The organism is Nocardiopsis sp. NPDC101807 (genome assembly GCF_044766605.1).
GTDB classification, from domain to species: domain Bacteria; phylum Actinomycetota; class Actinomycetes; order Streptosporangiales; family Streptosporangiaceae; genus Nocardiopsis; species Nocardiopsis tropica.
In genome coordinates this window covers 294,099-317,931 of record NZ_JBIWMK010000008.1, presented here as the reverse complement: position 1 = coordinate 317,931, position 23,833 = coordinate 294,099, and the positions used below count along the sequence as shown (strand labels likewise).

Sequence of the window (23,833 nt, the reverse complement as noted above, 5' to 3'; positions counted from 1 at the left end):
ACAGGATGTGTCCGGTCGTGGATCGAAGTGGCGAAATCGTTCGCCCATCCCCTGCTCGGGGTGTTCCCCCTCCTCTATCCTGGTTCACCATCGCATCTGTCACAGGCGGTTCGCCCCGACTCGGCCTTGCCCGGTCTGCTGGACGCGTGCCGCCGACCCCACCGCCGAGACCACCCAGGAGCCCCCGTCCTATGTCGAACCCGACGATCGCCACGAAACTGATCACCCTGGCCAAGGGAATCTTCGGGCGCAAGAAGCAGGCCGCCCCCGCGGACACCGCCGCCCCCGAGCCCGCCGCCGCTGCGACCGGGGAGAAGGCCGCTGCCGGGAGCCCGGCGCCCGCCGGGGAGAAGGCCGCCGCGCCCGCCGCCCCCGAGCCCGCCGCGGAGGCGGAGGCCCCCGGGGCCGAGGCGTCGGAGGCCGCGGAGAAGGCGCCCGCCGTCTCCGAGCCCGCCGCCGCGGAGCCGGCGCAGGCCCCCGGGGAGAAGGCCGGGGCAGGGGCGACCCCCGCCCCGGAGTCCGGGACCCCCGAGAAGGAGGAGACCCCCGGGAAGGAGGGGGCCCAGGTCCGCACGGAGCCCGTCGTCCCGGCCACCGAGGACGTCCCCGAGGAGGCCCCGGCCATCGCCGAGGAGCTGGCCGCCGCGGAGGCGCACACCACCGTCGCCAGCGACGAGGTGCTGGAGAAGGTCCGCAAGGATGCGGCGCCGGCCGTCGAGGACCTCGCCGTGCCGACCTACGACGAGCTCACCCTCCCGTCCGTCCGCGCGCGCCTGCGCAAGCTCACGATCGAGCAGGTCCGCGACCTGCGCGCCTACGAGGTCGCGCACGGCGGGCGCACCGAGTTCATCAAGATGTACGACAACCGCATCGCCAAGCTGGAAGCCGGGGCGTAGCGGCCGGCGGGCCCGGCGGGCGCCTGTGCCGTGCCCCGGCGGAACCACACGGGGGCGGGGAACGTCCTACTGACGAGCGCACCCCGGCGCTTCCCCGCTCGAAGGACTATGACCATGCGTTCTGCGACTTCCACCGCCGCACTCCTCGCAGCGGCGGCCTTCTGGCTGACCGGCTGCTCGGTCGGCATCCCCGGCACCGACCAGGAGGTCAGCGTCGACCCCGACGGCGTCTCCGTCGGCAGTGAGGACGGAGAGGTCTCCGTCGACTCGGACGGCGACGTCACGGTCGGGAACGAGAACGGCGACGTGACCCTCGACGAGGGCGGCGGCGTGACCATCGACGACGGGACCGGCGACATCAACATCGCGTCGGTCGAGGGCAGCGTCACCGAGGACTGCGACGGCCGCGACGTCAACGTGACCGCCAGCGGCGCGGAGGTCGTCCTCAACGGCCAGTGCGGCGCGGTCACCGTCACGGGCAACTCCCTCACCGTCCACGTCGGCGGCGCCGAGTCCATCCGCGTGACCGGTGCCGAGAACACCGTCCACCACGCCGGGGGCGACCCCGACATCACCGACATCGGTATCGACAACACGGTGTCCGCGGGCGGGGACGCCCAGGGCTGACCGGGTCCGGGCGCGGCCGCCACGGCGCGCGGCCGCGCCCGGTGACCGGCCTGCCCGGAACTGTCCCCGGCCTCCCCTAGGCTCGGTTGCCATGGGCATGGAGAGTTCCGCCGAGGCGCCGCAACCGGTACGAGTCGTCCTCAACGCCGTCGGCCAGTGGATCGGCCGCCTGGGCCGCATCTGGGTCGAGGGGCAGATCGCCGAACTCAACCGCCGGGGGCGGATGGCCTACATCACGCTGCGCGACCCGGTCGCGAACGTGTCGGTGCGCGTGGTCTGCCAGACCTCGGTGCTGGACGCGCAGAGCCCGCCCCCCGAGGCGGGGGCGCGTGTCGTCGTGCACGCCAAACCCGACTTCTACGAGGTGCGCGGCACCTTCTCGCTCCGCGCTCTGGAGATCCGCCACGTGGGCCTGGGCGAGCTCCTGGCCAGGCTGGAGCAGCTGCGGCGCACCCTGGCGGCGGAGGGGCTGTTCGACGAGGGGCGCAAGCGGCCCCTGCCCTTCCTCCCCGCCACGGTGGGGCTGGTCTGCGGGCGCGACTCCGCGGCGGAGCGCGACGTGCTGGAGAACGGCCGCCGCCGCTGGCCCGCCGTCCGCTTCGAGGTGCGCCAGGTCGCCGTCCAGGGCGACCGGGCGGTCCGCGAGGTGCTGGAGGCCCTGAAGGAGCTGGACTCGCACCCGGAGGTCGACGTCATCGTGATCGCCCGGGGCGGCGGCTCCCTGGAGGACCTGCTGCCGTTCTCCGACGAGGCGCTGGTGCGTGCGGTCGCGGCGGCGGGCACGCCCGTGGTGAGCGCGATCGGCCACGAACAGGACACCCCGCTCCTGGACCTCGTCGCCGACGTGCGCGCCTCCACGCCCACCGACGCGGCCAAGAAGACCGTCCCCGACGTGGGAGAGCAGCTGGAGATCATCAGGCAGCTGCGCGACCGGGGGCGCAGGGTCCTCACGGGCGCGCTGAAGCGCGAGCTCTCCTGGCTCTCGGGCATCCGGTCCCGTCCGGTCCTGGCCAGCCCCGTGCGGGAGATCGACCGGCTCGCGGAGCAGGTCGCGGACATGCGCGACCGGGCCCGCCGGAGCCTCACCCTGTCGCTCGACCGGGCCGGGGAGGGCCTCGGCCACACGAGGGCGCGCCTGCACGCCCTGTCCCCGGCCACGACGCTGGCACGCGGGTACGCCGTCGTGCAGCGCCAGGACGGGTCGGTGGTGCGCTCGGCGGCGGAACCGGACGCGGGGGAGTCCCTGCGGGTGAGGTTCGCCGAGGACAGCCTGACCGCCACCGTGGAGTCCGTCCACACCGAAGACACCACCGAGGGGGAGTAGAGATGGCCGCCAAGGGCACGAAGACCGACGGCAAGGACGGCGGCGGGGCCGCCGTGCCGGAGCTGAGCTACGAGGAGAGCCGCGAGGAGCTCAACACGGTGGTCCGCCGACTGGAGTCGGGCGGGCTCAGCCTCAAGGAGTCCCTGGCCCTGTGGGAGCGGGGCGAGGAGCTGGCCCGCGTGTGCGAGCAGTGGCTGGAGGGCGCCCGGGCCAAGATGGCCGCCGCCATGGACGAGCGCCGGGAGGACGACCCCCCGGCGGACGGGGACGCGCCCTTCTGATCCGCGCCGGCCCCCGGCGACGGCCCGGCACGCGGTGGGAACGCCCGCCGGGGGAACGGGGAGCCGGCCCCCGCGGGGTGCGCCCGGCGGCGGCGCTACCCGCGGCCGTTGAGCTCGTCGCCCAGGTCGCGGAGGTTGCCGGGCAGGCCGCGGAAGACCCCGATGACCAGGACCAGCGCGGTGCCCAGGAAGAGCCAGGGGGCCGCCTCGGCCAGCCGCGAGGCGAGGCCCAGGAGCAGGACCCGCGCGAACCCCTCGTTGCCCAGGGCCAGCACGCCCTCGGCGGCGGCCACGGCCACGAAGAACGCCAGGGGCGGGCTGACCGACAGCGGGAGCAGGTCGGCGGGGCGGACCGAGGACGCCGTCGCCAGGCAGGCGACCGTGAAGGCGATGCCCGGCACGGCGGGGACGCCCGACCACTGGGCGATCATGGTCCCGGCGAAGCTCAGCACGGCGATGACCAGGACCCCGCCCCGGCCGGTCAGGCGGGGCGGCCGGCGCACGGGGTTCCCCTCCGGGGCGCCCGGGGCCGCGCCCGCTCTCCTCCGGGCGCTCCGCGCGCCCCTGCCGCGGCCCTCGGGCCGCACGAAGTACGGTGCGTGCCCGGGCTCCGGACCGTCCGCCTTCCGCGGGGGCATAACCGTTCGCCTCCCCAGTTTATTACTCACGGTTCTTAGTGTGTCACTTCTAGTAATCGTAGGGCGTCTTTTCCGGGGAACGTGTCGCCATTTCGGTCACTTGCCCCTTCCGTCGCGAACACGCCTCCCACGCGTCGGACACCAGCATGACGCACCGCGGTTCCGCCGCTCCGGAGGCGGTCGCCCGAGTTGTCCTCGGCCGCCTTGTCGAACCTGCCTCGACCTGCGGTTTCACGACCCGTGCACGCTCTTTCGGGGCTCTTTTCCGGTCGAACCATTGCTTTCGTTACCCACATGCCGAATACCGTCGAAATGCGAGCCCTCCCGGTCTCCCACGTCGGGAACCGCCCCACGGACCCCGTCGCGCCCCGGGGGGCCGTCCGCCACCGGTCCGCCGAGCGCGTACCCGTCCTCTCCCGGGACGTCCGGCCCGTACCCCGACAACTCGGGGGCCGCCACCGTGCGCGGGCGCTCCTCCACGCCGCTCGGACGGTCCAGCCCGCCCTCCACGAGGCCCAGCTCGCCGAACCGCCGGGCGGTCACGAGCACGCGGCTCTCCAGCGACCCCACCGTCTGGTTGTAGGCGGTCACGGTCCTGGTCAGCGCCCGTCCCAGGCCCTCCACGTGCCCGCCCAGCCTCCCCAGCCGTTCGTGCAGCTGCTTGCCGAGGTCGAACACCGCCCTCGCGTTCTCGCTCAGCGCCTCCTGCTGCCACGCGTACTGCGCCGTCCGCAACAGGGAGATCAGCGTCGTCGGCGTGGCGATGTGGACCCGCCGCGCCATCGCGTGTTCCAACAGGTCGGGGTCGTGCTCCAGGGCCGGGGCCAGGAAGGCCTCTCCGGGGATGAACAGCACCACGAACTCCGGCGCCGGGGTGAACGCCGCCCAGTACGACTTGGCCGCCAGCTGGTCGACATGTGTGCGGAGGTGCCGCGCGTGGGCGCGCAGGCGCTCCCCCGCGGCCTCCTCCCGACCCGCCTCCACGGCGTCCAGGTACGCGGAGAGCGGCACCTTGGAGTCCACGACGATGTTCTTGCCCCCGGCCAGGCGCACCACCATGTCGGGGCGCTGCGACCCGTCCCGCGTCGCCGCCTGCTCCTCGAAGTCGCAGTGGGGCCCCATTCCCGCCAGCTCCGCCACCCGGCGCAGCTGCAGCTCGCCCCACCGGCCGCGCGCCTCGGGCCGCCGCAGCGCGGTCACCAGGGACCGGGTCTGCTCCCCCAGGCGCTCCGACCCCTCGCGCACGTACTCCACCTGCTTGGCCAGCTCCGCGTGGGCGGCCACGCGTCCCGCGTCCACCTCCCTGAGCTGCCGCTCCACCCGGTTCAGCGTCTCGGTCAGCGGTTCCACCATGCGCTCCACCGCCCGCCGCCGCTCGTCGAGGTCCCCGCCCGCCTGGGCGCTGACCGCGCGCAGGCGTCCCTCCGCGAGCTCCAGGAAGCGCTGGTTGGTCTGGTCCAGGGCCTGCGCGGACAGGGCGCGGAACCGGTCGCCGAGCTGCTCCTCGACGTAGGCCGCCCGCTCCTCGGCGGCCCGGGCGTCCGCACGGGCCTCGGCCTCCCTCCCGCGGGCGAGGATCCAGCCCACGGCGGCGCCGATCGCCAGGCCGACCAGGAGCATGAGTACGAGTGCGAGACCGTCCATGGCGCACATGGTGCCAGCCGCCGTGCGCCCCGGTCTCCCCGCCACGCAGGACATCGGCGGGCAGGCCGACCAAGTCCGGCATGTCCGACGCCCCGGGCCCCGCGGCCGTCCCGCGCGGGGCCGTCCCGTGGGAGGCGGCGTCGCCACCGGGGCTCCGGGGGGCGGTGGGAGGACGCGGACCCGAGTCCGCATCCGGACACCCTCTTTCCTCGTGCAAAAGTTTTCGAGACCCTGGAGGTCCGTACGCGAAGGCCGGAGCCCCGCACCGGCCCCGGATCCCCCGCAGTCCCCCTATCCGAGGAGGCCCCTCCCATGCGACTGGAGACCTACAGCAGCGGCGCCGGAGACCACACCATCGCCCTCGTCCACGGGGCCATGGCACACCACGGGACCTGGCACGCCGTCGAGGCCGAACTGGTCGGCCGCGGCCACCGTGTGCTCGGCGTGGACATGCGCGGCCACGGACGCAGTCCGCGCGGCCGCTACAGCGTCGAGGCGCTCGGGGACGACCTGGCGGACTCCCTCCCCACGGGGCTCGACGCGGTCGTCGGACACTCGATGGGCGGGGTCGCGCTCTCCCTGGCCGTCGAGCGGCTCAGGCCCCGCCGGGCGGTCTACGTCGACCCGGCGTTCCGGCTCCCGCCCATGGCCGACGACGCGGGCGAGCGCATGCGCAGGGTGTTCGCCACCGCGGACGTCGAGGGCGTGCGCCAGCTCAACCCCAGGTGGAGCGACGCCGACGTCGAGAAGGAGCTCAGCGGCTTCGCCTCCTTCGACCCGGCGTTCTTCGACTTCGTCGCCTCGGAGGTCGCCGGAAGGGACTTCCTCCCGGAGAGGCCGGCCGTCCCCTCCCTCGTCCTGCGCGCGGGGAACGGCATCACCGTCGACCCGCGTGCGGCACGGGAGCTCGCCGAGCGCGGCTTCACCGTACGGGTCGTGGAGGGGGCGGGCCACTGCGTCCACCGCGACGAGCCGGCGGCCCTGGTCGACGCCCTGGACGACTGGGCGCGCGGCCGTGCGCCGTCGTCCCCCCGCAAGACCGCGGCCGGAGCGGCCCGGGCGCTGCTGTAGCCGCCCGGGAGCCCTCCCGGCCGACCACGGCCCCGCCCCCGGGCCGCGCGCGGTCCGGGCGGGCCCCGGCGCGGGCCGCCCCGCCGGCTCAGGCGCTCCTGGGACCCGGGGAGCAGGCCCCGAGCGCCTCGCGCCAACCGGACACCGAGGCCCAGAAACCGGAGGGGGCCGGCTCGGGCGTGAACAGCCACATCCTCTCCGAGGCGGGTGAGGCCCGTCCGGCGATCTCCGGACGCGGCCGGTAGGGGGGCCTCCCGCTCACCGGGTACCACGTGTACTCCAGCGGGTCGAGCAGCGCCATCAACCGCTCCTCGACCCCCCGGTCGGGCCGGACCCTGACCAGCATCCACGGCCGGTACCGGCGCAGCACCTCCAGCCCCCCGGCGACCACGTCGGGCTCCGTGCCGACCGTGTCGATCTTCACGACCGCCGGGGCGGCGGACGCGGTCTCGCTCCACCGGGCCAGGGTGCTCACCCCCACGGTGATGTGGGACAGGTCTCCCCGGGCGGCGTGCACCAGCGTGTTGCACATGTCGTTGTTCCTGGCCCGGCGCAGGTGGGCGGTGCCGTTGTGGTTGCTCAGCGCCAGCTCCACCACCGAGAACCCCAGGTCCGCGGAGGACGACACCGCGCGGGCGGCCGAGGCGATCTCGGGCGTGGGCTCGAAGGCGAACACGGGCCGGCTGCTGCGCGCGGCGGCCAGCACCGAGTAGACCCCCACCCCCGACCCGACGTCGAGCACCGCCCCGGGCCGCGTGTGGCCGAGCATGGCGAGGAAACAGGCCAGGCTGTCGGGTTCGTGGCGGGCCAGGCCGAACGCGGCCAGGCGCCGGGGCACCGTCAGGTCGCCGGGGAGCCGCAGGGTGAGGCTGTCCGGCCCGGTCCCGCGGGCGTCCGACGCCAGCCGGGGAAGGGCGAAGGTGAAGCTGCGGCTCCACGGCGGGACGTGCGCGGGGTCCAGACCGCCCAGCCGCCTCGGCAGGCGCACGCGGATCTGCCGTGTCGCGAAGCGGACGAGCGGGTAGCGGCGCACGAGCGCCCGGAGTTGTTCGGTGACCACAGTTGTCCTCCCCCAGGAACGTGGCCGCGGCAGGGGCGGGTGGGCGGAAGGCCCCGCCGCCCCCGCGGCGGGGCCGCGCCGGCGCGCGGTACCCCCGGACGTGCCGCCCGCCCGTCGCGCCGGGTCGGTCGAGGAGCCCACCGTGCCCCTGTGGCCCCCGTCGCCCCCGCCGGGCGCGGACCGGACGTCCACCGGATGCCGCCTCCCCCGTGTCAGCGGCCGTGTTTTCGACCGGGGACGCGGGGTGCGGGAGCCCGGTGCGCGGCACACGGCCGCCCGGACGGTTTCCGCCCCCGGTCCCCGGAGACGTTGAACGAACCTACTGTGAGCAGCGTCCCCTGTGCAGCGTGTTTCGGTGATCGGTCCCGGTTTCCGGCGGCGGGGGACCGTCCCACCCGCCGGTCCGCATAGACTCTGGCCTTGTGAGTCTGTCTATCGGGATCGTCGGCCTGCCCAACGTCGGCAAGTCCACCCTCTTCAACGCCCTGACCAAGAACGACGCTCTGGCGGCGAACTACCCGTTCGCGACCATCGAGCCCAACGTCGGGGTCGTGGGCGTGCCCGACGGCCGGCTCGGGAAGCTGGCCGAGATCTTCGGTTCGGCCAAGGTCCTCCCGGCGACGGTGGACTTCGTCGACATCGCGGGCATCGTGCGCGGCGCCTCCACCGGTGAGGGCCTGGGCAACAAGTTCCTCGCCAACATCCGCGAGAGCGACGCCATCTGCCAGGTGATCCGGGCCTTCGACGACCCCGACGTCACGCACGTCGACGGCGACGTCGAGCCCTCCCGCGACATCGAGACCATCAACACCGAGCTGATCCTCGCCGACCTCCAGACCCTGGAGAAGGCGCTCCCGCGCCTGGAGAAGGACGCCAAGCGCAACGCCAAGGACAAGGACGCCCAGGAGCTGCTCCAGGCCGCCCGGCGGGCCCAGGAGGTCCTGGACGGCGGCACGTCGCTGTCCGCCGCCGAGGGCATCGACCTGGACCGGCTGCGCGAGCTGAGCCTGCTCACGGTCAAGCCGTTCATCTACGTGTTCAACCTCGACACCGACGAGCTCGCCGACGAGGCGCTGCGCGGCAAGCTCCAGGCCCTCGTCGCCCCGGCCGAGGCGATCTTCCTCGACGCCAAGATCGAGGCGGAGCTGGCCGAACTGGACGACGACGAGGCACAGGAGCTCCTGGAGTCCCTGGGGCAGTCCGAGTCGGGCCTGGCACAGCTCGCCCGGGTCGGCTTCGACACCCTCGGGCTCCAGACCTACCTGACCGCCGGGCCCAAGGAGGCCCGCGCCTGGACGATCAGCAAGGGCGCGACCGCCCCCGAGGCCGCCGGCGTCATCCACACCGACTTCCAGCGCGGCTTCATCAAGGCCGAGGTGGTCTCCTACGACGACCTCGTGGCCGCGGGCGACATGCAGACCGCCCGCGCCGCGGGCAAGGTCCGCATGGAGGGCAAGGAGTACGTGATGGCCGACGGCGACGTGGTCGAGTTCCGCTTCAACGTCTGACCGGACCCGGGATCCCGCAGCACCCGTGAGGGGCCGCGCGCCGCCGTGACCGCGGCGGCACGCGGCCCCTCACGCGCTGTCGGCGGGCGCCGCGCCCGGCACGGGGGCGGACCGGCCCGGTGCCCGCAGCCGGGCCAGGACGCCGAGCACGAGCAGCGCCTGCGCCGCGGTGTAGGTGAGCATCACCCAGAAGCCGTCCCCGGGGAGGCCGAACCCGGGGACGAACGCCCTGAGGGCGATCAGGCCGTCGGAGACGAGGAACAGCGCCCCGCCGACCCCCGCGAGCGGGTGGACCCCGGTGGCGAGGACCGCCGCCGTCCCCAGGCAGAGCCCGTACAGGAGCACCGGGACCAGCAGGTCTCCCGCGCCGGGGGCGCAGGCCAGGGTCAGCGCCCCCACGGCCGCGGCGTAGGGGACGAGGAGCGCCCTGCGGCGGTGGAGGACGCTGTCCGACCGCAGGGGCGCGAAGGCGACGGCGTACACGACCTGCGCGACGAGGAAGAACCCCACCATCAACAGGAACGCCGTGTCGCCCGAGGCCAGCGCGGGCGCGGTGTCGCCGAGCCAGGAGAGGCCGAGGGCGGTCGCGGCCAGGGCGGCGAGGCGTGCGCCCGGCCGGGCGGCCTCCGCGAGGAGGACGGCGGCCAGGACGGGCATCAGCAGCGCCTGTGTCGGGCGGGACCAGTCGTCGGCGCCGTGCCACTGGACGGCGAGGTGGAGGGCGGACAACGCGGCGTAGAGGGCCAGCAGGGCCCGAGCGAGGGGGCGGCGGGGGAGCATCGCGCCATCCTAGGCGCCGCACCGCGCCCCGCAGGGCCCCGGGGACCCCGCCGCGGGGGCGCCGTGCGTGCGGGGGCGGTGGGAGGGGTGGGGCCGCGGTGGCGTCCTCGGGCTCCCCGGAGGGCTTTCGGATCCGCCGGAAGGAGATCCCGGTTACATCCCGTCAACGGTTTCCTGCCCCCGGAGGACAGAACTTGCTCCCTGCCGAGTGACTAATCGCTTTCCGGCCCAACCAAAACTGCGCCGATGTACACAGCCCCACCTTGAGTTCTCTGAACCGTTGCTGTGGTATGCACCTTTTGGGAAGTTCTACCGTTGCGCGCAATGCGTTGTTGGCGGGGAAACGCGGAGTCACGGAGGCCGCTCCCAACCCCCACAATGCCTCACTATAGGGATGGGGTAGACAAGGGCGTGGCGGATACGCCGTCCGAAGCGGGCGGCGCGGAACTGTGTGCAGGAGGCGGGGATGGCGAAGGCGTCACGACGCGGCACCGCCGTACGTGACCGGGAGGGCGACGAGATGGAGTTCGACGCCCCCCGAACCCGACGGCCCCGTGCCGGGTCGGGCGGGCGCTGGTGGGTCGGCGTGGGACGCGCCGTCCTGTGGGCGTTCATCATCGTCGTCGTCTTCAACGGCATCTGGTTCCCCCTGCGCGGGGGGTTCGCCCTGCCCACGGCCTCCGAGGAGCCCGAGCAGGCGGAGGAGCCCGCCTACCCGGAGACGGCGGCCGCGGCCTTCGGCCTCCGGTTCGCCGACGCCTACCTCGACACCGCCGACACCGAGGCGCGACTGTCGGCCCTGGCGGCGTTCGTCCCCGAGGGCGAGGCGGCCGGGCTCGAGGTCCCCGCCGACAGCCTCACCGGGGACAACCTCACCGTCGTCGCCGTGGACGTCCACGACGACCACAACGCCTCCATCATCGTGCGGGCCGACGTCAACGGCGAACCCATGCGCCTGGACGTGCCCGTCTACGCGGACGGGGACTCACTGGTGGTGGCCGGCGCCCCGGCCTTCCTCGCCCCGCCCAGCCGGGCGAGCCTGCCGGAGGAGGCCTCCTTCGAGACCGACCCGCAGGCCGCCGAGCAGCTGACGGAGGTGCTGTCGGGCTTCTTCGAGGCCTACGCGGGGGAGCCCGCGCACCTGGAGCGCTACGTCGAACCGGGCGTCACCATCGCCCCACTTCCGGAGAACAGCCTGGAATTCGTCGAACTGTCCGATATGGCGGTGCCATCACAGTCCCCGAACGGGGATGATGACGTACGACGGGTAGCGGCCACGGTCACGTGGAGCGTCCCGGCCCCCGACGGGGCCGAGGTCGGACAGGTGACACAGAACTACCTGGTCACGGTCGTCGACTCCGGTTCGGAGTGGCACGTCCGCGACATCCAGGGAGCCCCCCGCTCGTTCGGCGGGTGACGGGGCCAGTAGGCAAGGAGACGAGAAGAACCATGAGCACACCGGTCACGACAGCGGAGGACGGCGCCTGACATGCTCCCCCTGCTGTCATCCACACCTGACGTGTTCCATGCCGTTGGCGCCACCGACCTGCTGACCCTCGCGGTCGGGACCACCCCGACGGAGAACGCCCCCGACACCGGGGGCCTCGCCGACTTCCTGCGCGGCTTCTTCGGGCCCCTCTTCCTCGTCATCGTGTCCATCGTGGCGGTGTTCTTCCTGTTCACGAGGGAGATCACACGGTTCGCGCAGTTCATCATCCTGGCGATCTTCATCGGGATCGTGTTCTACGTCCCCGGCATCATCGAGGTCATCGCAGTGGCGCTCGCCCGAGCGATGGGCGTATCGACGGAATAGGCGAGGGAGGCCGGGAACGTGGATCTGCCCACGTACACCAACATCTGGCGTATCGAGAAGCGGCTGTACAAGCTCTACGATTTCCGGCTGCCCATGCCGCTCCCGGTGGGCACGTTCGGGGTCGCCCTGGGCGTGTTCGCGCTCTGGGTGGTCCTGCTCAGCATCCTCAACGCGCCCTTCGTGTTCGGCAACGGCTGGCACCTGGTGCTCTGGGTCGTGCCCCCCGGGGTGATCACGGTGCTGGCGACGCGGCCGGTCATCGAGGGCAAGCGGCTCACCGAGCTGCTCCTCTCCCAGGCGCGCTTCCTCGCCGAGGCCAGGGTGTACACCCGTCTGGCCCCCGAGTACGAGCCCTCCGAGGTCCGCGTCGCGGTGCGCGTGTGGCACCGCGACCCCGAGGCGGGCCCCCTGGCCGTGCCCAGGCGCCGCCGCGCCGAGCGCCGGGCGGTGGAGGCCGCCCCCGCCGCGGCCCCGGCCGAGGAGACGCCGGCCGTGCGCCCCGCCCCCGCGTCCGCGCCCCCGCTGCCCGGCCTGGCCGAACGCGTCTCCGCGTCCGCGCCGGCGGTCGAGGAGGCGCCGGCGCCCGCCGCGCCGGGGAGGGGCGCCGGGCCCGGGGACCGCGAGCCGGTCCGCGTCCCGGCGGCGCCCCTGCTCCCGTCCTCCGCCGTGCGCGCGTCCGCGGCGCCCTCCCGGGCCGCGTCCCCGGAGGAGCGGACCGCGCCGGAACGGGCCGGGGAGGCCGGGGCCCCCGCGCGCGAGGAGCGCGTCCCGGTCGCCGTCGCGTCCCTCGCGCGACCCGGCGACCGGGCGCCGGAGGAGGCCCGGGGCGGGGCGTTCCACGCCTCCGGGGAGCCCGGGGGGCCCCACGGGGACCCCGGCACGCCGGACGGCCCCGACGGGCCGCGCCGGGGGGTCGGCCGCCGCGTGCTCAACTACTTCGGGTGGGGCCTGCGACCGGAGCGCCCCGCCGCCCCGGAGGAGGCCGGGAGCGGCGACGACGGCGAACGGGACGCGTTCGACGACGAGCCGGTCCACCGGACCGAGAACGACGAACAGCGCGACAGCGACGCGTGGTTCGCCAACCTGCGCGCCTCCTCCGGCGAGACCCCCGTCGGCCTCACCTCCAAGAGCGCCTACTCACTCGGCGACACCGGCGCCCTCAGCCGGGACGAGGTCGCCGACGCCGTCGCCGGGAACCGGGCGCCGGGACGGGAGCGCCGCCGTGCCGAGGAGGTGATGTCCGCCCCCGACCCCGAGCCGCAGGAGGACACGCCCGCCGCGCGGCGCCTGCGCGGCCGCACCCAGGGGATCCGGGTCGCGAAGGACCTGGAGGAGCGCCGCACCGAGCAGGTGCGCGAACGGGGCCCGAAGGAGCAGCGCCCCGTCCGGGCCCAGGGACTCGGCCTCCCCGAAGCGGGGACCGCGCCCGCCCCCGGCGAGGGGGACCGGGCCTCCGAGGAGCCCCGGGCTCCGCGCCGCCGGGGACGCCCGCACGCCGCCCCGTGGGACCTGGACGAGGGACGGACCGGGGAGGGCCCCGCCGACCACGCGGACCTGTCCGACTACGCGGTCCGCTTCGCGGCCGCCACCGGCCGGCCCGCCGCGGAGACCGCCGTGCCGTGGCTGCCCCCGGCCGCCGCCTCCCCGGAGGAGGCGGACCGCGGGGACGACGGGCGGGCTCCGGAGCACGGGACCGGTCCGGCTTCCGGCCAGGACGCGCGGGTCGCCGTCGACGACGACCACGACACCGGGGAACCCGGGGACCCGGCCGACTCCGCCACGGTCTCCGGGGCCCCGCAGGCCCCGGTCATGCGGGAGGAGGCGCGGACCCGGGGCCCGCGTCCCCCGGAGTCCCCCGCGACGGGTCCCGCACCCGACGCCGCACCCGACGCCGAGGCGTCCCGCACCGCGGCCGCGGTCCCCGCACCGGAACTGGACCACGGCACCGGCGAACAGGACGCCATGCCCCGGAGGCCGGAGGAGGAACCGCAGGACCGGGGACCGGAGTGGGACGCGCACATGTCGGTGCTCGACCGGCACCTCATCACGGCGGACACCCCTGCCCCGCCCCGCCCCAAGTTCGCCGACGCCGTCCCCAGCACCGAACGGGACGCCCCCCGGGACCCCGGCGAGTGGTTCGAGGACGGGAAGAAGCGCCACCCGGACCAGCCCAAGGTCGGCGACCGCGGGAACCCGGTCATCCCGGCCGGCGAGCTGCGCGAGGACGCCGTCGCCGTGTCCGGACCGGCCGGCGCACCCGGCACGGAGGAGGTCCGGACGGAGGCCGCCGAGCCGGTGCGCCGCGCGCCGGAGCAGGAGGACGCGGCGGAGCCGGCCGGGCGCGCGGAGACCGTCCCGGAGCAGGCGGCCCCGGAGGAAGGGGCCAAACCGCCCACCCAGCTCGACCACGGGACCGGCGAGCTCGTCAGCTTCGCTGAGGTCCGCGACGAACCCGGTCGGGCCGACCGCAACGTGCGCGCGGACCCCGGAGCGGGCCCGGCGCGCCGGCGCACGGTCTCCGACCTGGAGGAGGCCGAGGCCGCGGCCCTGGCCCGCCGCGCGGCAGCGGTCCGCGACGCCGGGCGCGGGGAGGACGGCCGCGGAGACGGCGTCCGCCCGGCGGGGACCCGCTCCGAGATCGCCCGCTCCGAGGCGGCCGGTTCCGGGACGGAGGCCGCCGCGGCGGCCCCGCGAACCAGGTGGACCATGCGCGCCACCGGCGCGGCGGAGGACGCGCCGCCCGCCCCGGGGGACGCACCGGACCGGCGGGACGCCTCCGCCGACGCGGACGGGCACGAGGGCGCCGCCCGCGGCCCCAGGGGCAACCCCGGCATGGCCGACGCCCTCGCGGCGGAGGGCCCCGGATCCGGGGACCCGTGGTCGCGGGGGACGGCGGACCCCGGCGGCACGGGCGCCGCCGCGCCCGCCGCCGCGGCCCGGGACTCCGGCGACGGGGCGCCCGGTACGGACCCGGAGCCCCCCTCGGACCCGGGGGCCGCGGACGGCGACGACCCCGGTGACGGCGTCTTCCACCGGGTCGCCCAGAACGCCCGCAAGCTCGGACAGCTCTTCGGCCAGCCCGCCCCGGGCGACGAGCCCGAGGCGTCCCCCCGGGACCCCCGGCCCCAGCTCGAACTCGACCACGGCACGGGCGAACAGGAGAGCCTGGGCGACACGCCCAACGGCGTCCCGTCGCAGCGGCCCCGGCCTCCCGAGCCCGTCAGGGAGCCGGAGGAGCCCCTCCGCGGCGAGCCGGGCGGCAGCGAGTCCGGCGGCACCCGGGGCTGGCGGCGCCTCGCCAAGGTCGTCACCGGCGGGGCGGCGCCCGTCCGCTCGGACCTGCCCCCCAGCGACATCGAGCGGCTGCGCACCCCGCTGGAGGGCCCGCGCAGCCTCGTGGTCCTGGGGTGCACCGGAGGGGCGGGGCAGACGGTCACCGCCCTCATGATCGGCCACACCCTGGCCGCGCACCGCGACGACCTGGTCGTCGCGGTCGACGTCAACCCCGGACCCAACGGCCTCTCCCGCAGGGTCGGGGCCCAGACCCCGGAGACCCTGACCGCCCTGCTCGCCAACGCGGACGCGATCGGCGACTACGCCCGGATGAGCGGCTACACCAGCCAGTCGGGCACCGGACTGGAGGTCGTCCAGACCCTGGACGACCCCTACGTCCAGACCCTGGACGACCGCGACTACGGCCAGCTCGCGTCCCTGCTCGGCTCGTTCTACGGCATCACCCTGCTGGACCCCGCGGCCACCGGCGTCGCGCGGGCGCTGCCGGTCGCGGACGGCCTGGTACTGGTCGCCCCGGCCAACGCCGACGCCGAACGGGCGGTCTCGATGACGTTCGACTGGCTGGACGGCAACGGCTACAACGCGCTGCGGGCCAACTCGGTGCTCGTCGTCAACGGCGTCAGCAAGCGCAGCCTCAAGGACGTCGACGCCGCCGAGCGGGTCGCGCGCGGGCGCTGCCGGGCCATCGTCCGCATCCCGTGGGACGACCACCTCGGCTCGTCCTACACCAGGATCGACGTCGGGGCCCTGCGCCCGGCTACCAAGCGCGCCCACGGCGCGCTCGGAGGCGTCCTCGTCAACGCGCTCGTCCGGTAGCGGCCGGGACCGGCCCCGGCCGCCGCCCGGCAGGCGGCTACCGGGCCGGGAACCGACCGGCGCCCGGAGCCCTCGGGGGCTCCGGGCGCCGGTACGGCACGGGGACACGGTGAACCGCCGCGCGGGCAGGAGCGGGGCCCGTCCGCGCGGCGGTGGTTCAGCGCCCCACGGGGGTGAAGTCCCGGGAGGCGATGTGCTCCGGGCGCGGTCCCGCGGAGCCGAACGGCGTGGTGCAGGCGTTCTCGACGCTGTTGAACACCACGAACACGTCCGATCGCGGGTGCGGCGTGATGTTGTCGCCGGAGCCGTGCATGCAGTTGGCGTCGAAGACGGTCGCCCCGCCCGCGGGACCGGTCAGCACCTCGATGCCGTGCTGGTGGGCGAGCAGCGAGAGCGAGCTCTCGTCGGGCACGCCGACGCCCCGCGTCTTGGGCGGGGTCCGGTGGTGCGGGCTCGGGGCCGGGTCCACGCACGAGACGAACGTGCGGTGCGAGCCGGGGATGGCCATCAGGGCGCCGTTGTGGGGGTGGTTCTCGGTCAGGGCGACGGAGAAGCTCACCGCCCGCATCCGCGGCATGCCGTCCTCGGCGTGCCACGTCTCGAAGTTGGAGTGCCAGAAGAACGAGCCGCCGCCGAAGCCGGGCTTGTGGTTGACGCGGCTCTGGTGCACGTACACGTCCGATCCCAGGATCTGGCGTGCGCGCCCGACCAGGCGCGGGTCGTTGACGAGTTCGGCGAAGACGTCGCTGAGCTCGTGCACCGCGTAGACCGACTGGACGCCGCCCGACTCGGGGTCGACGACCACGCGGTCGTCCTCCCGGAGGCCGGGGTCGGCCGACAGCCGCTCCAGCTCGGCGCGGTAGGCCTGGACCTCCTCGCCGCTGACGAGGGAGTCGATCTGGGTGTAGCCGCGCCGGTCGTAGTCCGCGATCTCCTCCGCGGAGAAGGGCCCGCCGTCGGCAGACCCCCACACGGTGGGGGACCTGCGGTACAGGAGTGCGGGCTCGTGGGCCTTGCGGGTCGGGTACTCGTCCGCGGTCGGTATGTCTATCAGGAGAGTCATGGCCTGTCCCCGTGGGGTTCGTCCTCTCTGAGGTAGACGGCGTTCCCTACGACATGCGAACTTAACAAATATCGGCCGGAGATTCCTGAATCGCCCACGGCTCTCGTGTTTGTCGTTTACATTTCCGGGTAGGACCGTTTTACTTATGGGCCGAAACGCATAAATGCGCTCTCGCCGGCCCCGCCCCGACCGCCCCCGGCGTTCGGATCCTCCGGGCCCACCTGCCCTCCGTCGCCCCCGGTGCCCCCGGTCGGCGTGCCCGGACGTCCGCGCAGGTGGCCGCTCCGCCGTCACAGGCAACGAAACACGCCGTCACCCAGGGCGATTTACTTGTGATCTGGTTCACGAGTAAACGGTACAGAGGTCGGGACAAAATTAAGGGGGGAGACGCGGGGCCGTCACTTCCGAACAGGTGCGAATTCCCTGTCCGGTACTGGCGCGGAAAGCGTCGTTACCCCACAGTAGTGGGGTCCTTGTTTCCTCGACCCGCTCAAGAGGAGAAAAACGTGACCCCCTTCCCCCGCGCGGTCCCGCGCGTACTCGCGGCCGCCGCCGCGGCGACCCTCGCCGCCGTCATCGGATGGTCCACGCCCGCCGCGGCGGACCACGTCCTGCCGCCCGGCATCCCCAGCACCTCCGAGGCCCGCGCCCAGCTCGGCTCCCTGACCGTCGCGGCCAAGGGGCCCCAGACCGGCTACGACCGCAGCCTCTTCCCGCACTGGAACGTCGTCGACAGCCCCTGTACCGCCCGCCAGGTCGTCCTGCTCCGCGACGGGCACGACGTGGTCACCGACGACGACTGCCAGCCGACCTCCGGCAGCTGGTACAGCGCCTTCGACGACACCTGGGTGTACGACGAGCCGTCCGACATCAGCGTCGACCACCAGGTGCCGCTGAGCGAGGCGTGGAAGACCGGCGCGGCCGACTGGTCCACGTCCCGGCGCGCCGACTTCGCCAACGACGTCACCAGCTCGCAGCTGTGGCTCGCCACCCCGTCCAGCAACGGCTCCAAGGGCGACAAGGACCCGTCCCAGTGGATGCCGACCAACACCGCCGTCCACTGCGACTACGTCAAGTCCTGGATCAACGTGAAGTACGTGTACGACCTCACCGTGACCTCCGCGGAGAAGTCCTCCGTCCAGGGCACCCTCGACTCCGCCTGCTGAACGGCGACCGCCGCCGCGGGACCGCGCGACCGCGGTCCCCGGGCCCGCCCCCGCGACGGGGGCGGGCCCCTCCCGTACGGGCGCGCGCCACGTTTTCGCGGGGATTCTGGCGCGCCGTAACCCCGTCCGCTTCTACGGCCCCGGCACGATGCTCCACTATGGAGGGTGGCACAGGCGGCAGGCCCGGGTGCGTCCGCCTTCCGGGCCCGCCCGACACGCGACGCGACCAGAAGGGCTCAGAGATGACCGGTACCAGGGGGACCCGCGGCGCGACCCGCCTCACGGTCCGCTACTTCGACGACCGCGTGCTCTTCAGCGACAACGAGGCCTGGGCCTACTTCCGGCTCCCGACGGTGTCCTACGAGTTCACCACCCCCGAGGAGCGCCAGGCCCTGGCCACCAACATCACCATCGCCCTCGCCGCCATCCGCATGAACGACGCCGAGGTCCACCTGCGCGTCGCCCACCGCACCTACCCGGCCGCCCAGTGGGCCACCAGCCTGGACGGGACCTCCGACTCCGGCCCCGGCTGGTACGACTACCTCGACGAGATGTACAGGCACGTGTGGGCCAAGGACTTCTGGACCAAGGAGGTCTACCTCGGGGTCCGCCTCGGCCTGCGGGGCTCCGGCACCGGCCTCGGCCTGTTCTCCCAGGTGTTCGGCGCCTACCAGCGCACCGAGGAGGTCCTCGGCATCGACGACGACGCCGTGGACGACAAGGAGATCGCCCGCTGGACGGACCAGTCCGAGCGGCTCGGCCGCGCGCTGGCGGCCAGCTCCCTCCACGCGCGCCACGCCACCTCCGACGAGATCGCGTGGCTCATCAGACACTCGGTCAGCGGCTCCGCCGAGGAGGTCCGGCCCTCCGCCGCCGGCCGCCGCACCTGGGGGCGCGGCGAGATCGAGGCGCTGGTGGACGGGGTCGTCCACAACGGCCGCTCCATGCTCCGCCTCGAACAGCCCTCCGGCTCCACCCACGTCGCGTTCCTGTCGTTCGCCCGCTTCCCCGACCTGATGCCCTTCCCGGACGGCGAACCGTGGCTGCACCACGCCGACGCTCTCCCCTTCCCGGTCGAGGTGTCCCTGCGGATGAAGCTCATCCCGCCGGCCAAGGCATCCAAGGACGTCGGCCGCAAGCTCGCGCACGCCCGCGACATGGACGCGCACATCCGCGAGGCCGGGGTGGAGGCGCCCATCGCGCTCGCCGAGCAGATCGACGCCGCCCGCATGCTGGAGCACGGCATCACCAAGGAGCGGCTGCCCTTCGTCTACGGCTGGCACCGGCTCATGGTGTCCGCGCCCACCGAGCGCCTCCTCGTCCAGCAGGTCGAGGCCGTCGTCGAGCACTACCGCGACATCGGCATCGACGTCATCAACTCCACCGGCGACCAGTTCTCCCTGTTCAACGAGTCCCTGCCGGGTGACCGCATCCGGCTCCAGGCGTACGCCCAGCGCCAGCCCCTGCGCACCATCGCGGGCGGCATGCCCACCGCCACCGTCGAGGTCGGGGACCGCGTCGACCGCAGCGGGGGCGGCTGGGTGGGCCCCTACATCGGCGAGAGCATCGGCCGGGCCCGCTCCATCGTGCACTTCGACCCCATGGTCGCCGCCGCGCGCAACCGCCCCACCGCCATCGCCATCACCGGCGAGCCCGGCGGCGGCAAGACCACCCTGGCGCTCCTGCTCATCTACCAGCTGGCCCTGCGCGGCGTCACCGTCGCCGCCATCGACCCCAAGGGCGACGCCGAGTCGCTCGTCGAGCTCCTCCGGCGCCGGGGCCGCAAGGCCAGGATCATGTCACTGGGATCGGCCCAGCCCGGGCTGCTCGACCCGTTCGCCTTCGGCGACGACCTCGCCGCCAAGAAGACCATGGCCACCGAGACCCTGCGGCTCCTGCTGCCCCGCATGAGCGAGGAGCGCGAGTCCGCCATGATCCAGGCGGTCGCCGCGGTCGCCAACCAGCCCCGGCCCTCCCTCGCCAAGGTCGTCGACCACCTCGTCTCCTCGCCCGGAGCCGCCTCCCGCAACCTGGGCGCGGTCCTGCAGTCCATGTCCGAGATGCGGCTCGCCTCGCTCTGCTTCGACCCGCAGGGCGAGACGCAGATCGACTCCGAGGGCTGGACCACCGTGTTCACCCTGGGCGGGCTCACCCTGCCCGACTCCGGCGTGGGCCGCGACGACTACTCCTACGAGCAGAGGCTCTCCGTCGCCCTGCTCTACCTGGTGTCCCAGTTCGCCCGCCGCCTGATGAACGGCCTGGACCGCCACCTGCCCAAGGCGATCTTCCTGGACGAGGCGTGGGCGGTCACCTCCACCCCCGAGGGCGCCAAGCTCGTCCCCGAGGTCTCCCGGATGGGCCGCTCCCGCAACACAGCGCTCATCCTCGTCTCCCAGAACGCCGGGGACCTCCTGAACGAGCAGGTGACCAACTGCCTCTCCTCGGTGTTCGCGTTCCGCTCCAGCGAGCGCTTCGAGGTGGAGAGCGTCATGGCCCTGCTCGGGGTCGACCCCACCGAGGACCACCTCGCGGTGCTGCGCAACCTGGGCAACGGCGAGTGCCTGTTCCGGGACCTGGACGGCCGGGCCGGGCGGATCGGCGTCGACCTCGTCTCCGACCGGCTGCTGCGCTGGCTCGACACCAACCCCACCCGGCAGCGCCCGGGAGACGAGGACGACCTGGTGGCGGCCGGGCACGACGAACCGGTCTGACGGGCCGCGTCGCGGACGGGACCCGCAGGCGGCGGCGGTGCCCCGCGCGCCGGGCGCCGGGCGCGGCAAAGGCGTCCCGGGTGGCAGGTTCGGGGCGGCCCCGGGGTGGGCATCTCCTCTTTTGTCGGGCTCCTCCCCGGGCGCCCGCCCCCGCCCCGCCTCCCGACAGACCCACCACTCACGAGGGACCGCCCATGAGTGAGGACGTCATCCGGCCGCGACCCGTCGTCGACCCCTCCCTGCCCGAGGAGCTGCGGGAGGAGGTCACCTGGCAGGCGCGCGCGCCCGACCGCTTCCCGCGCCGGTACGACACCGGTTCGGCAGGGCGCCGGGCCCGGCTGAGGGAGGGCGGCGTCCAGCTGCTCGGGGTCGGGACCACCACGGCACTGGCCCTGTTCACCGCCGGCTGGCACCTGGGCATGGTGATCGTCAGCATCAGCCTGGTCGCCTACGTCGCCGCACTCGCCTGCCGCGGGGACGCCCGCCCCGCGATGCGCGCCACGGGGGCCCTCGTCGGGGCCGGCGCCGTCGCCGCCGCCCCGGTGTGGCTGATGGACGCCGTCCCGCAGGACCCGTTCCCGGGCATGCCCTGGGTCCTGTTCGGCGTCCTCGTCGCCATGGTGGCCGCCGACGCCCTCACCTCAGGCGCAGAACGGGCGGTGGAGGGGCCCAGACAGCAGTTCGTGGTCCTGGCCGACGACCTCACCGAGGCCGACCGCGCCCTGGTCGCGGAGGTGCAGCGCACGATCGACCTGGTGTCGGACGCGCGGGCCGACCTCGGCACGGACGCGCTGGACACCGACCGGGCACTGGCGGTCCTCCGCGAGCAGGAGTGGCGGATCGCCTCGCTCCTCGCCCGGCAGCGGGAGCTGCGCCGCGCCCACGCGCGCCGGTGGCAGCGGGCGTCGTCGCCCAGGGTCCGGGAGGCGCTCAGACCCCAGCGGGAGCACCTGGGCGCGGTCGAGGACGCGGTCCGCGCCCGGGTCGCCCAGATCACCGAGTACGGGGTCCTGGTCGAACGGGCGGTGGCCGCCCACCGGGAGTGGGAGCAGTGCCAGGAGGCGGTGGACTCCACCGCCGACTACCTCGACCACCGGGTGTCCGCCGGGTTCCTCGGCGCCGCCTCGGCGGACGTGTCCGAGCTGTGCGCCACCGCCGAGTCGGCCCGCAGGGTGCGCGACGAGAGGGTCGGGCGCGTGCTCGCGGCGGACGGGCTGCTCACCGCTCCCCCATGAGGCGCCGCGCGGTCGCGGACCCGCTCAGGCGGTGCCCCCGCCGAACCCGAAGTGGGCCCGCACCCGCTGCGGGAGCAGCAGCAGGCCGCCGATCGCCACGTTGAACACCAGCACCAGCACGTAGAACGCCAGCTGTTCCGGGTTGTAGATCAGCACCGAGAACAGGCCGAAGAACAACCCGATCGCCGCGATGCCCTGGACGATCACCACCGCCCCGAACACGAGGCGCGAGCGCAGGACCGCCCCGGCCGCCCCGATGACCGAGTAGGACCCCCACAGTCCCAGGAGGAGTACCGTTCCCCAGCCCGCGGCGCCCCCGTTGACGGCCTCGGCCGCGAACAGCACGGTGAGGAACAGCAGGTAGGCGGCGTTGAGCGCCAGCATCGCCGCCGCGACGACCACCTGCACCGGCCTGCCCGCCGCGGGCGCGCCGTGCGCCCACGCCCCCCGGACCCCGGGCGCCGGCTGGGCACCGCTCCCCGGGGCGAAACCGGCGTGCCCGGATCCGTGCCCGGGGGCGGCGGCCCTCCCGGCCAGGGTGAAGTGCCCGGTCCCCGGCGCTGCGGGAGCCTGCGCGTGCGGGGCCTGCGCCCCGTACCTCCCGGTCGGCTGCCGCCGGTACGGGCGGCCGGGCGCCGTCATCGGGTGAGGGGTGTCGTGCGCCCCGGGCGCGGCGGGTTCGGCGGGGTTCGGCCGGTGCGCCGGGTGGCCGCCCGACACCCCCGTGTGCGCGGACGGCCCCTGGGGCTCCTGGGGCCCCGAACCGCCGGCCACCGACGGTATCCCCATCACGCCGGGCACCGTGGGGCCGCCCGGGGCTCCGGGCCGCAGGGTGTCCGGGAAGGCCGGGTGGCCGCCGGTCGGCTGCCGCTGCGCCGGGTACGCGCCGCTCGGGCCGGAGCCCTGCCACCGGGTCACGCCCGCGCCGGCGCCGCCGGGCCCGGACGCGGGGCCGCCGCCGGGGGCGCTCTGCGGACCCGTGCCCGGGCCGGGGTCGGCGCCGCCCGTGTGGGCCCGTCTCTCCCGGGCCAGGAGGGCCAGGGCCTCCGCCGGGTCGGGCCGCCGCGCCGGGTCCCGGTCGAGCAGCGCCCCGATGAGCGCCCGCAGCGGCGCGCTCGCCGGGTCCTCGCCGTATCCCGGCACGGACAGCGGCGGCGGCATCGGCGCCGTCAGCACCGCGCTGATGATCCCCGTGATGCTGTCCCGCTTGAACGGGGTGTGCCCCTCGAGCAGGGAGTACAGGGTGACGCCCAGACTCCACAGGTCGGACGCGGGCAGCGCGCGCTCCCCCTCGAACCGCTCCGGCGCCATGTACTCGGGCGAGCCGATGTACACGCCGGTCTGGGTGAGGGCGGCGCCGCCGTCCACGTTCGCGATCCCGAAGTCCGTCAGGACCGTCCGGCCGTCGTCGGTGAGCATGATGTTGGCGGGCTTGACGTCGCGGTGGGTGACCCCCGCGGCGTGCGCCGCCCTCAGACCGCCGAGCAGCGACCTCGCCGCCTCCTCGACCCGCTCCACCGGCATCGGACCGTTCCGGTCCAGGTGGTGCTGCATCGACGCGCCGCTCAGCAGCTCCATCACGATCCAGGGGCTGTCGTCGTGCTCGAGCACGTCGTGGATGGTGACCACCGACGTGTTGGTGATCCTGGCGGTCGCCTGCGCCTCGCGCAGGGTGCGCGCCCGTGCCTCGGCGCGGTCCTCCGGGTCCATGCCCTCGGGGAGGATGACCTCCTTGACGGCCACGTCGCGCTGGAGGGAGGGGTCCCAGGCGTGCCACACCGTGCCCATTCCGCCCGCGCCGAGCCTTTCGCGCAGCTCGTAACGGCCGACGGTGCTACGGCCGGGGGTGGGCATAGGGGCGCATCCCTTCTGGCGGTGGGGGACGATGCGCGGCCAATCTATCCGG

At 74.6% G+C, this 23,833-nt stretch carries 18 protein-coding genes; 12 read left to right on the top strand and 6 right to left on the bottom strand.

Going from position 1 to position 23,833, the window contains the following annotated elements; translation table 11 throughout:
• Positions 1 to 191: 191 nt before the first annotated feature.
• The 4 genes from ACIRPH_RS24825 (at position 192) to ACIRPH_RS24810 (ending at position 3,128) form a co-directional block, all read left to right on the top strand.
• On the top strand, positions 192 to 896 hold the full coding sequence (locus tag ACIRPH_RS24825) for a hypothetical protein (protein WP_402918482.1): 705 nt from the start codon (positions 192 to 194) through the stop codon (positions 894 to 896).
• A 114-nt stretch (positions 897 to 1,010) separates the two neighbouring features.
• The gene (locus ACIRPH_RS24820) at positions 1,011 to 1,523 is read left to right on the top strand and encodes a DUF3060 domain-containing protein (protein ID WP_402918479.1); all 513 of its coding nucleotides are present in this window, start codon (positions 1,011 to 1,013) and stop codon (positions 1,521 to 1,523) included.
• A 91-nt stretch (positions 1,524 to 1,614) separates the two neighbouring features.
• Positions 1,615 to 2,847, top strand: a complete 1,233-nt coding sequence (gene xseA, locus ACIRPH_RS24815) for an exodeoxyribonuclease VII large subunit (protein WP_402918476.1) — start codon at positions 1,615 to 1,617, stop codon at positions 2,845 to 2,847.
• 2 nt (positions 2,848 to 2,849) lie between these two features.
• Positions 2,850 to 3,128 (top strand): exodeoxyribonuclease VII small subunit, encoded by a 279-nt coding sequence (locus ACIRPH_RS24810; RefSeq protein ID WP_402918473.1) that lies wholly within the window; start codon positions 2,850 to 2,852, stop codon positions 3,126 to 3,128.
• Positions 3,129 to 3,223: 95 nt separating this feature from the next.
• On the opposite strand, the gene ACIRPH_RS24805 is transcribed toward ACIRPH_RS24810, so the two are convergent.
• Positions 3,224 to 3,766 (bottom strand): DUF6542 domain-containing protein, encoded by a 543-nt coding sequence (locus ACIRPH_RS24805; protein ID WP_402918470.1) that lies wholly within the window; start codon positions 3,764 to 3,766, stop codon positions 3,224 to 3,226.
• A 231-nt stretch (positions 3,767 to 3,997) separates the two neighbouring features.
• Complete coding sequence (locus ACIRPH_RS24800; protein WP_402918468.1) at positions 3,998 to 5,410, bottom strand: DNA recombination protein RmuC; 1,413 nt, start codon at positions 5,408 to 5,410, stop codon at positions 3,998 to 4,000.
• A gap of 312 nt (positions 5,411 to 5,722) precedes the next feature.
• On the opposite strand from ACIRPH_RS24800, the gene ACIRPH_RS24795 reads away from it, so the two are divergent.
• Complete coding sequence (locus tag ACIRPH_RS24795; RefSeq protein WP_402918465.1) at positions 5,723 to 6,481, top strand: alpha/beta fold hydrolase; 759 nt, start codon at positions 5,723 to 5,725, stop codon at positions 6,479 to 6,481.
• A gap of 88 nt (positions 6,482 to 6,569) precedes the next feature.
• Here the strand turns inward: ACIRPH_RS24795 and ACIRPH_RS24790 are convergent, their stop codons facing one another.
• Positions 6,570 to 7,541 (bottom strand): FkbM family methyltransferase, encoded by a 972-nt coding sequence (locus ACIRPH_RS24790; RefSeq protein ID WP_402918462.1) that lies wholly within the window; start codon positions 7,539 to 7,541, stop codon positions 6,570 to 6,572.
• A gap of 422 nt (positions 7,542 to 7,963) precedes the next feature.
• Here ACIRPH_RS24790 and ychF point away from each other — a divergent pair, with 422 nt between their 5' ends.
• Positions 7,964 to 9,049, top strand: a complete 1,086-nt coding sequence (gene ychF, locus ACIRPH_RS24785; protein ID WP_402918459.1) for a redox-regulated ATPase YchF — start codon at positions 7,964 to 7,966, stop codon at positions 9,047 to 9,049.
• Positions 9,050 to 9,118: 69 nt separating this feature from the next.
• Here the strand turns inward: ychF and ACIRPH_RS24780 are convergent, their stop codons facing one another.
• The gene (locus ACIRPH_RS24780) at positions 9,119 to 9,829 is read right to left on the bottom strand and encodes a lysoplasmalogenase family protein (protein ID WP_402918456.1); all 711 of its coding nucleotides are present in this window, start codon (positions 9,827 to 9,829) and stop codon (positions 9,119 to 9,121) included.
• A gap of 466 nt (positions 9,830 to 10,295) precedes the next feature.
• Here ACIRPH_RS24780 and ACIRPH_RS24775 point away from each other — a divergent pair, with 466 nt between their 5' ends.
• From ACIRPH_RS24775 to ACIRPH_RS24765, 3 genes are all read left to right on the top strand, one after another.
• A complete protein-coding gene (locus tag ACIRPH_RS24775) occupies positions 10,296 to 11,246 on the top strand; it encodes a conjugal transfer protein (RefSeq protein WP_402918453.1) in 951 nt (316 codons plus the stop codon).
• Positions 11,247 to 11,318: 72 nt separating this feature from the next.
• Complete coding sequence (locus ACIRPH_RS24770; RefSeq protein WP_402918450.1) at positions 11,319 to 11,642, top strand: hypothetical protein; 324 nt, start codon at positions 11,319 to 11,321, stop codon at positions 11,640 to 11,642.
• Positions 11,643 to 11,660: 18 nt separating this feature from the next.
• The gene (locus tag ACIRPH_RS24765; protein ID WP_402918447.1) at positions 11,661 to 15,752 is read left to right on the top strand and encodes a TcpE family conjugal transfer membrane protein; all 4,092 of its coding nucleotides are present in this window, start codon (positions 11,661 to 11,663) and stop codon (positions 15,750 to 15,752) included.
• Positions 15,753 to 15,909: 157 nt separating this feature from the next.
• On the opposite strand, the gene thpD is transcribed toward ACIRPH_RS24765, so the two are convergent.
• A complete protein-coding gene (gene thpD, locus ACIRPH_RS24760; protein WP_402918444.1) occupies positions 15,910 to 16,815 on the bottom strand; it encodes an ectoine hydroxylase in 906 nt (301 codons plus the stop codon).
• Positions 16,816 to 17,321: 506 nt separating this feature from the next.
• Between thpD and ACIRPH_RS24755 the strand changes: the two genes are divergently transcribed.
• The 3 genes from ACIRPH_RS24755 (at position 17,322) to ACIRPH_RS24745 (ending at position 21,927) form a co-directional block, all read left to right on the top strand.
• The gene (locus ACIRPH_RS24755; RefSeq protein ID WP_402918441.1) at positions 17,322 to 17,981 is read left to right on the top strand and encodes a DUF1524 domain-containing protein; all 660 of its coding nucleotides are present in this window, start codon (positions 17,322 to 17,324) and stop codon (positions 17,979 to 17,981) included.
• A gap of 242 nt (positions 17,982 to 18,223) precedes the next feature.
• Entirely contained in the window at positions 18,224 to 20,692 is a 2,469-nt protein-coding gene (locus ACIRPH_RS24750; RefSeq protein WP_402918438.1) for an ATP-binding protein, read from the top strand.
• 194 nt (positions 20,693 to 20,886) lie between these two features.
• Positions 20,887 to 21,927, top strand: coding sequence for a hypothetical protein (locus ACIRPH_RS24745; protein WP_402918436.1), 1,041 nt, complete (start codon positions 20,887 to 20,889; stop codon positions 21,925 to 21,927).
• A 24-nt stretch (positions 21,928 to 21,951) separates the two neighbouring features.
• On the opposite strand, the gene ACIRPH_RS24740 is transcribed toward ACIRPH_RS24745, so the two are convergent.
• Positions 21,952 to 23,781, bottom strand: coding sequence for a protein kinase (locus tag ACIRPH_RS24740; protein WP_402918433.1), 1,830 nt, complete (start codon positions 23,779 to 23,781; stop codon positions 21,952 to 21,954).
• Positions 23,782 to 23,833 lie beyond the last annotated feature (52 nt).

Bases quoted from the DNA above. Each gene is read 5' to 3' on its own strand.
- thpD (WP_402918444.1), bottom strand. From the start codon at position 16,815: ATGACTCTCCTGATAGACATACCGACCGCGGACGAGTACCCGACCCGC.
- ACIRPH_RS24805 (WP_402918470.1), bottom strand. From the start codon at position 3,766: ATGCCCCCGCGGAAGGCGGACGGTCCGGAGCCCGGGCACGCACCGTAC.
- ACIRPH_RS24740 (WP_402918433.1), bottom strand. From the start codon at position 23,781: ATGCCCACCCCCGGCCGTAGCACCGTCGGCCGTTACGAGCTGCGCGAA.
- xseA (WP_402918476.1), top strand. From the start codon at position 1,615: ATGGGCATGGAGAGTTCCGCCGAGGCGCCGCAACCGGTACGAGTCGTC.
- ACIRPH_RS24750 (WP_402918438.1), top strand. From the start codon at position 18,224: ATGACCGGTACCAGGGGGACCCGCGGCGCGACCCGCCTCACGGTCCGC.
- ACIRPH_RS24800 (WP_402918468.1), bottom strand. From the start codon at position 5,410: ATGGACGGTCTCGCACTCGTACTCATGCTCCTGGTCGGCCTGGCGATC.
- ACIRPH_RS24820 (WP_402918479.1), top strand. From the start codon at position 1,011: ATGCGTTCTGCGACTTCCACCGCCGCACTCCTCGCAGCGGCGGCCTTC.
- ACIRPH_RS24770 (WP_402918450.1), top strand. From the start codon at position 11,319: ATGCTCCCCCTGCTGTCATCCACACCTGACGTGTTCCATGCCGTTGGC.
- ACIRPH_RS24775 (WP_402918453.1), top strand. From the start codon at position 10,296: ATGGCGAAGGCGTCACGACGCGGCACCGCCGTACGTGACCGGGAGGGC.
- ACIRPH_RS24795 (WP_402918465.1), top strand. From the start codon at position 5,723: ATGCGACTGGAGACCTACAGCAGCGGCGCCGGAGACCACACCATCGCC.
- ACIRPH_RS24810 (WP_402918473.1), top strand. From the start codon at position 2,850: ATGGCCGCCAAGGGCACGAAGACCGACGGCAAGGACGGCGGCGGGGCC.
- ACIRPH_RS24745 (WP_402918436.1), top strand. From the start codon at position 20,887: ATGAGTGAGGACGTCATCCGGCCGCGACCCGTCGTCGACCCCTCCCTG.
- ACIRPH_RS24780 (WP_402918456.1), bottom strand. From the start codon at position 9,829: ATGCTCCCCCGCCGCCCCCTCGCTCGGGCCCTGCTGGCCCTCTACGCC.
- ACIRPH_RS24825 (WP_402918482.1), top strand. From the start codon at position 192: ATGTCGAACCCGACGATCGCCACGAAACTGATCACCCTGGCCAAGGGA.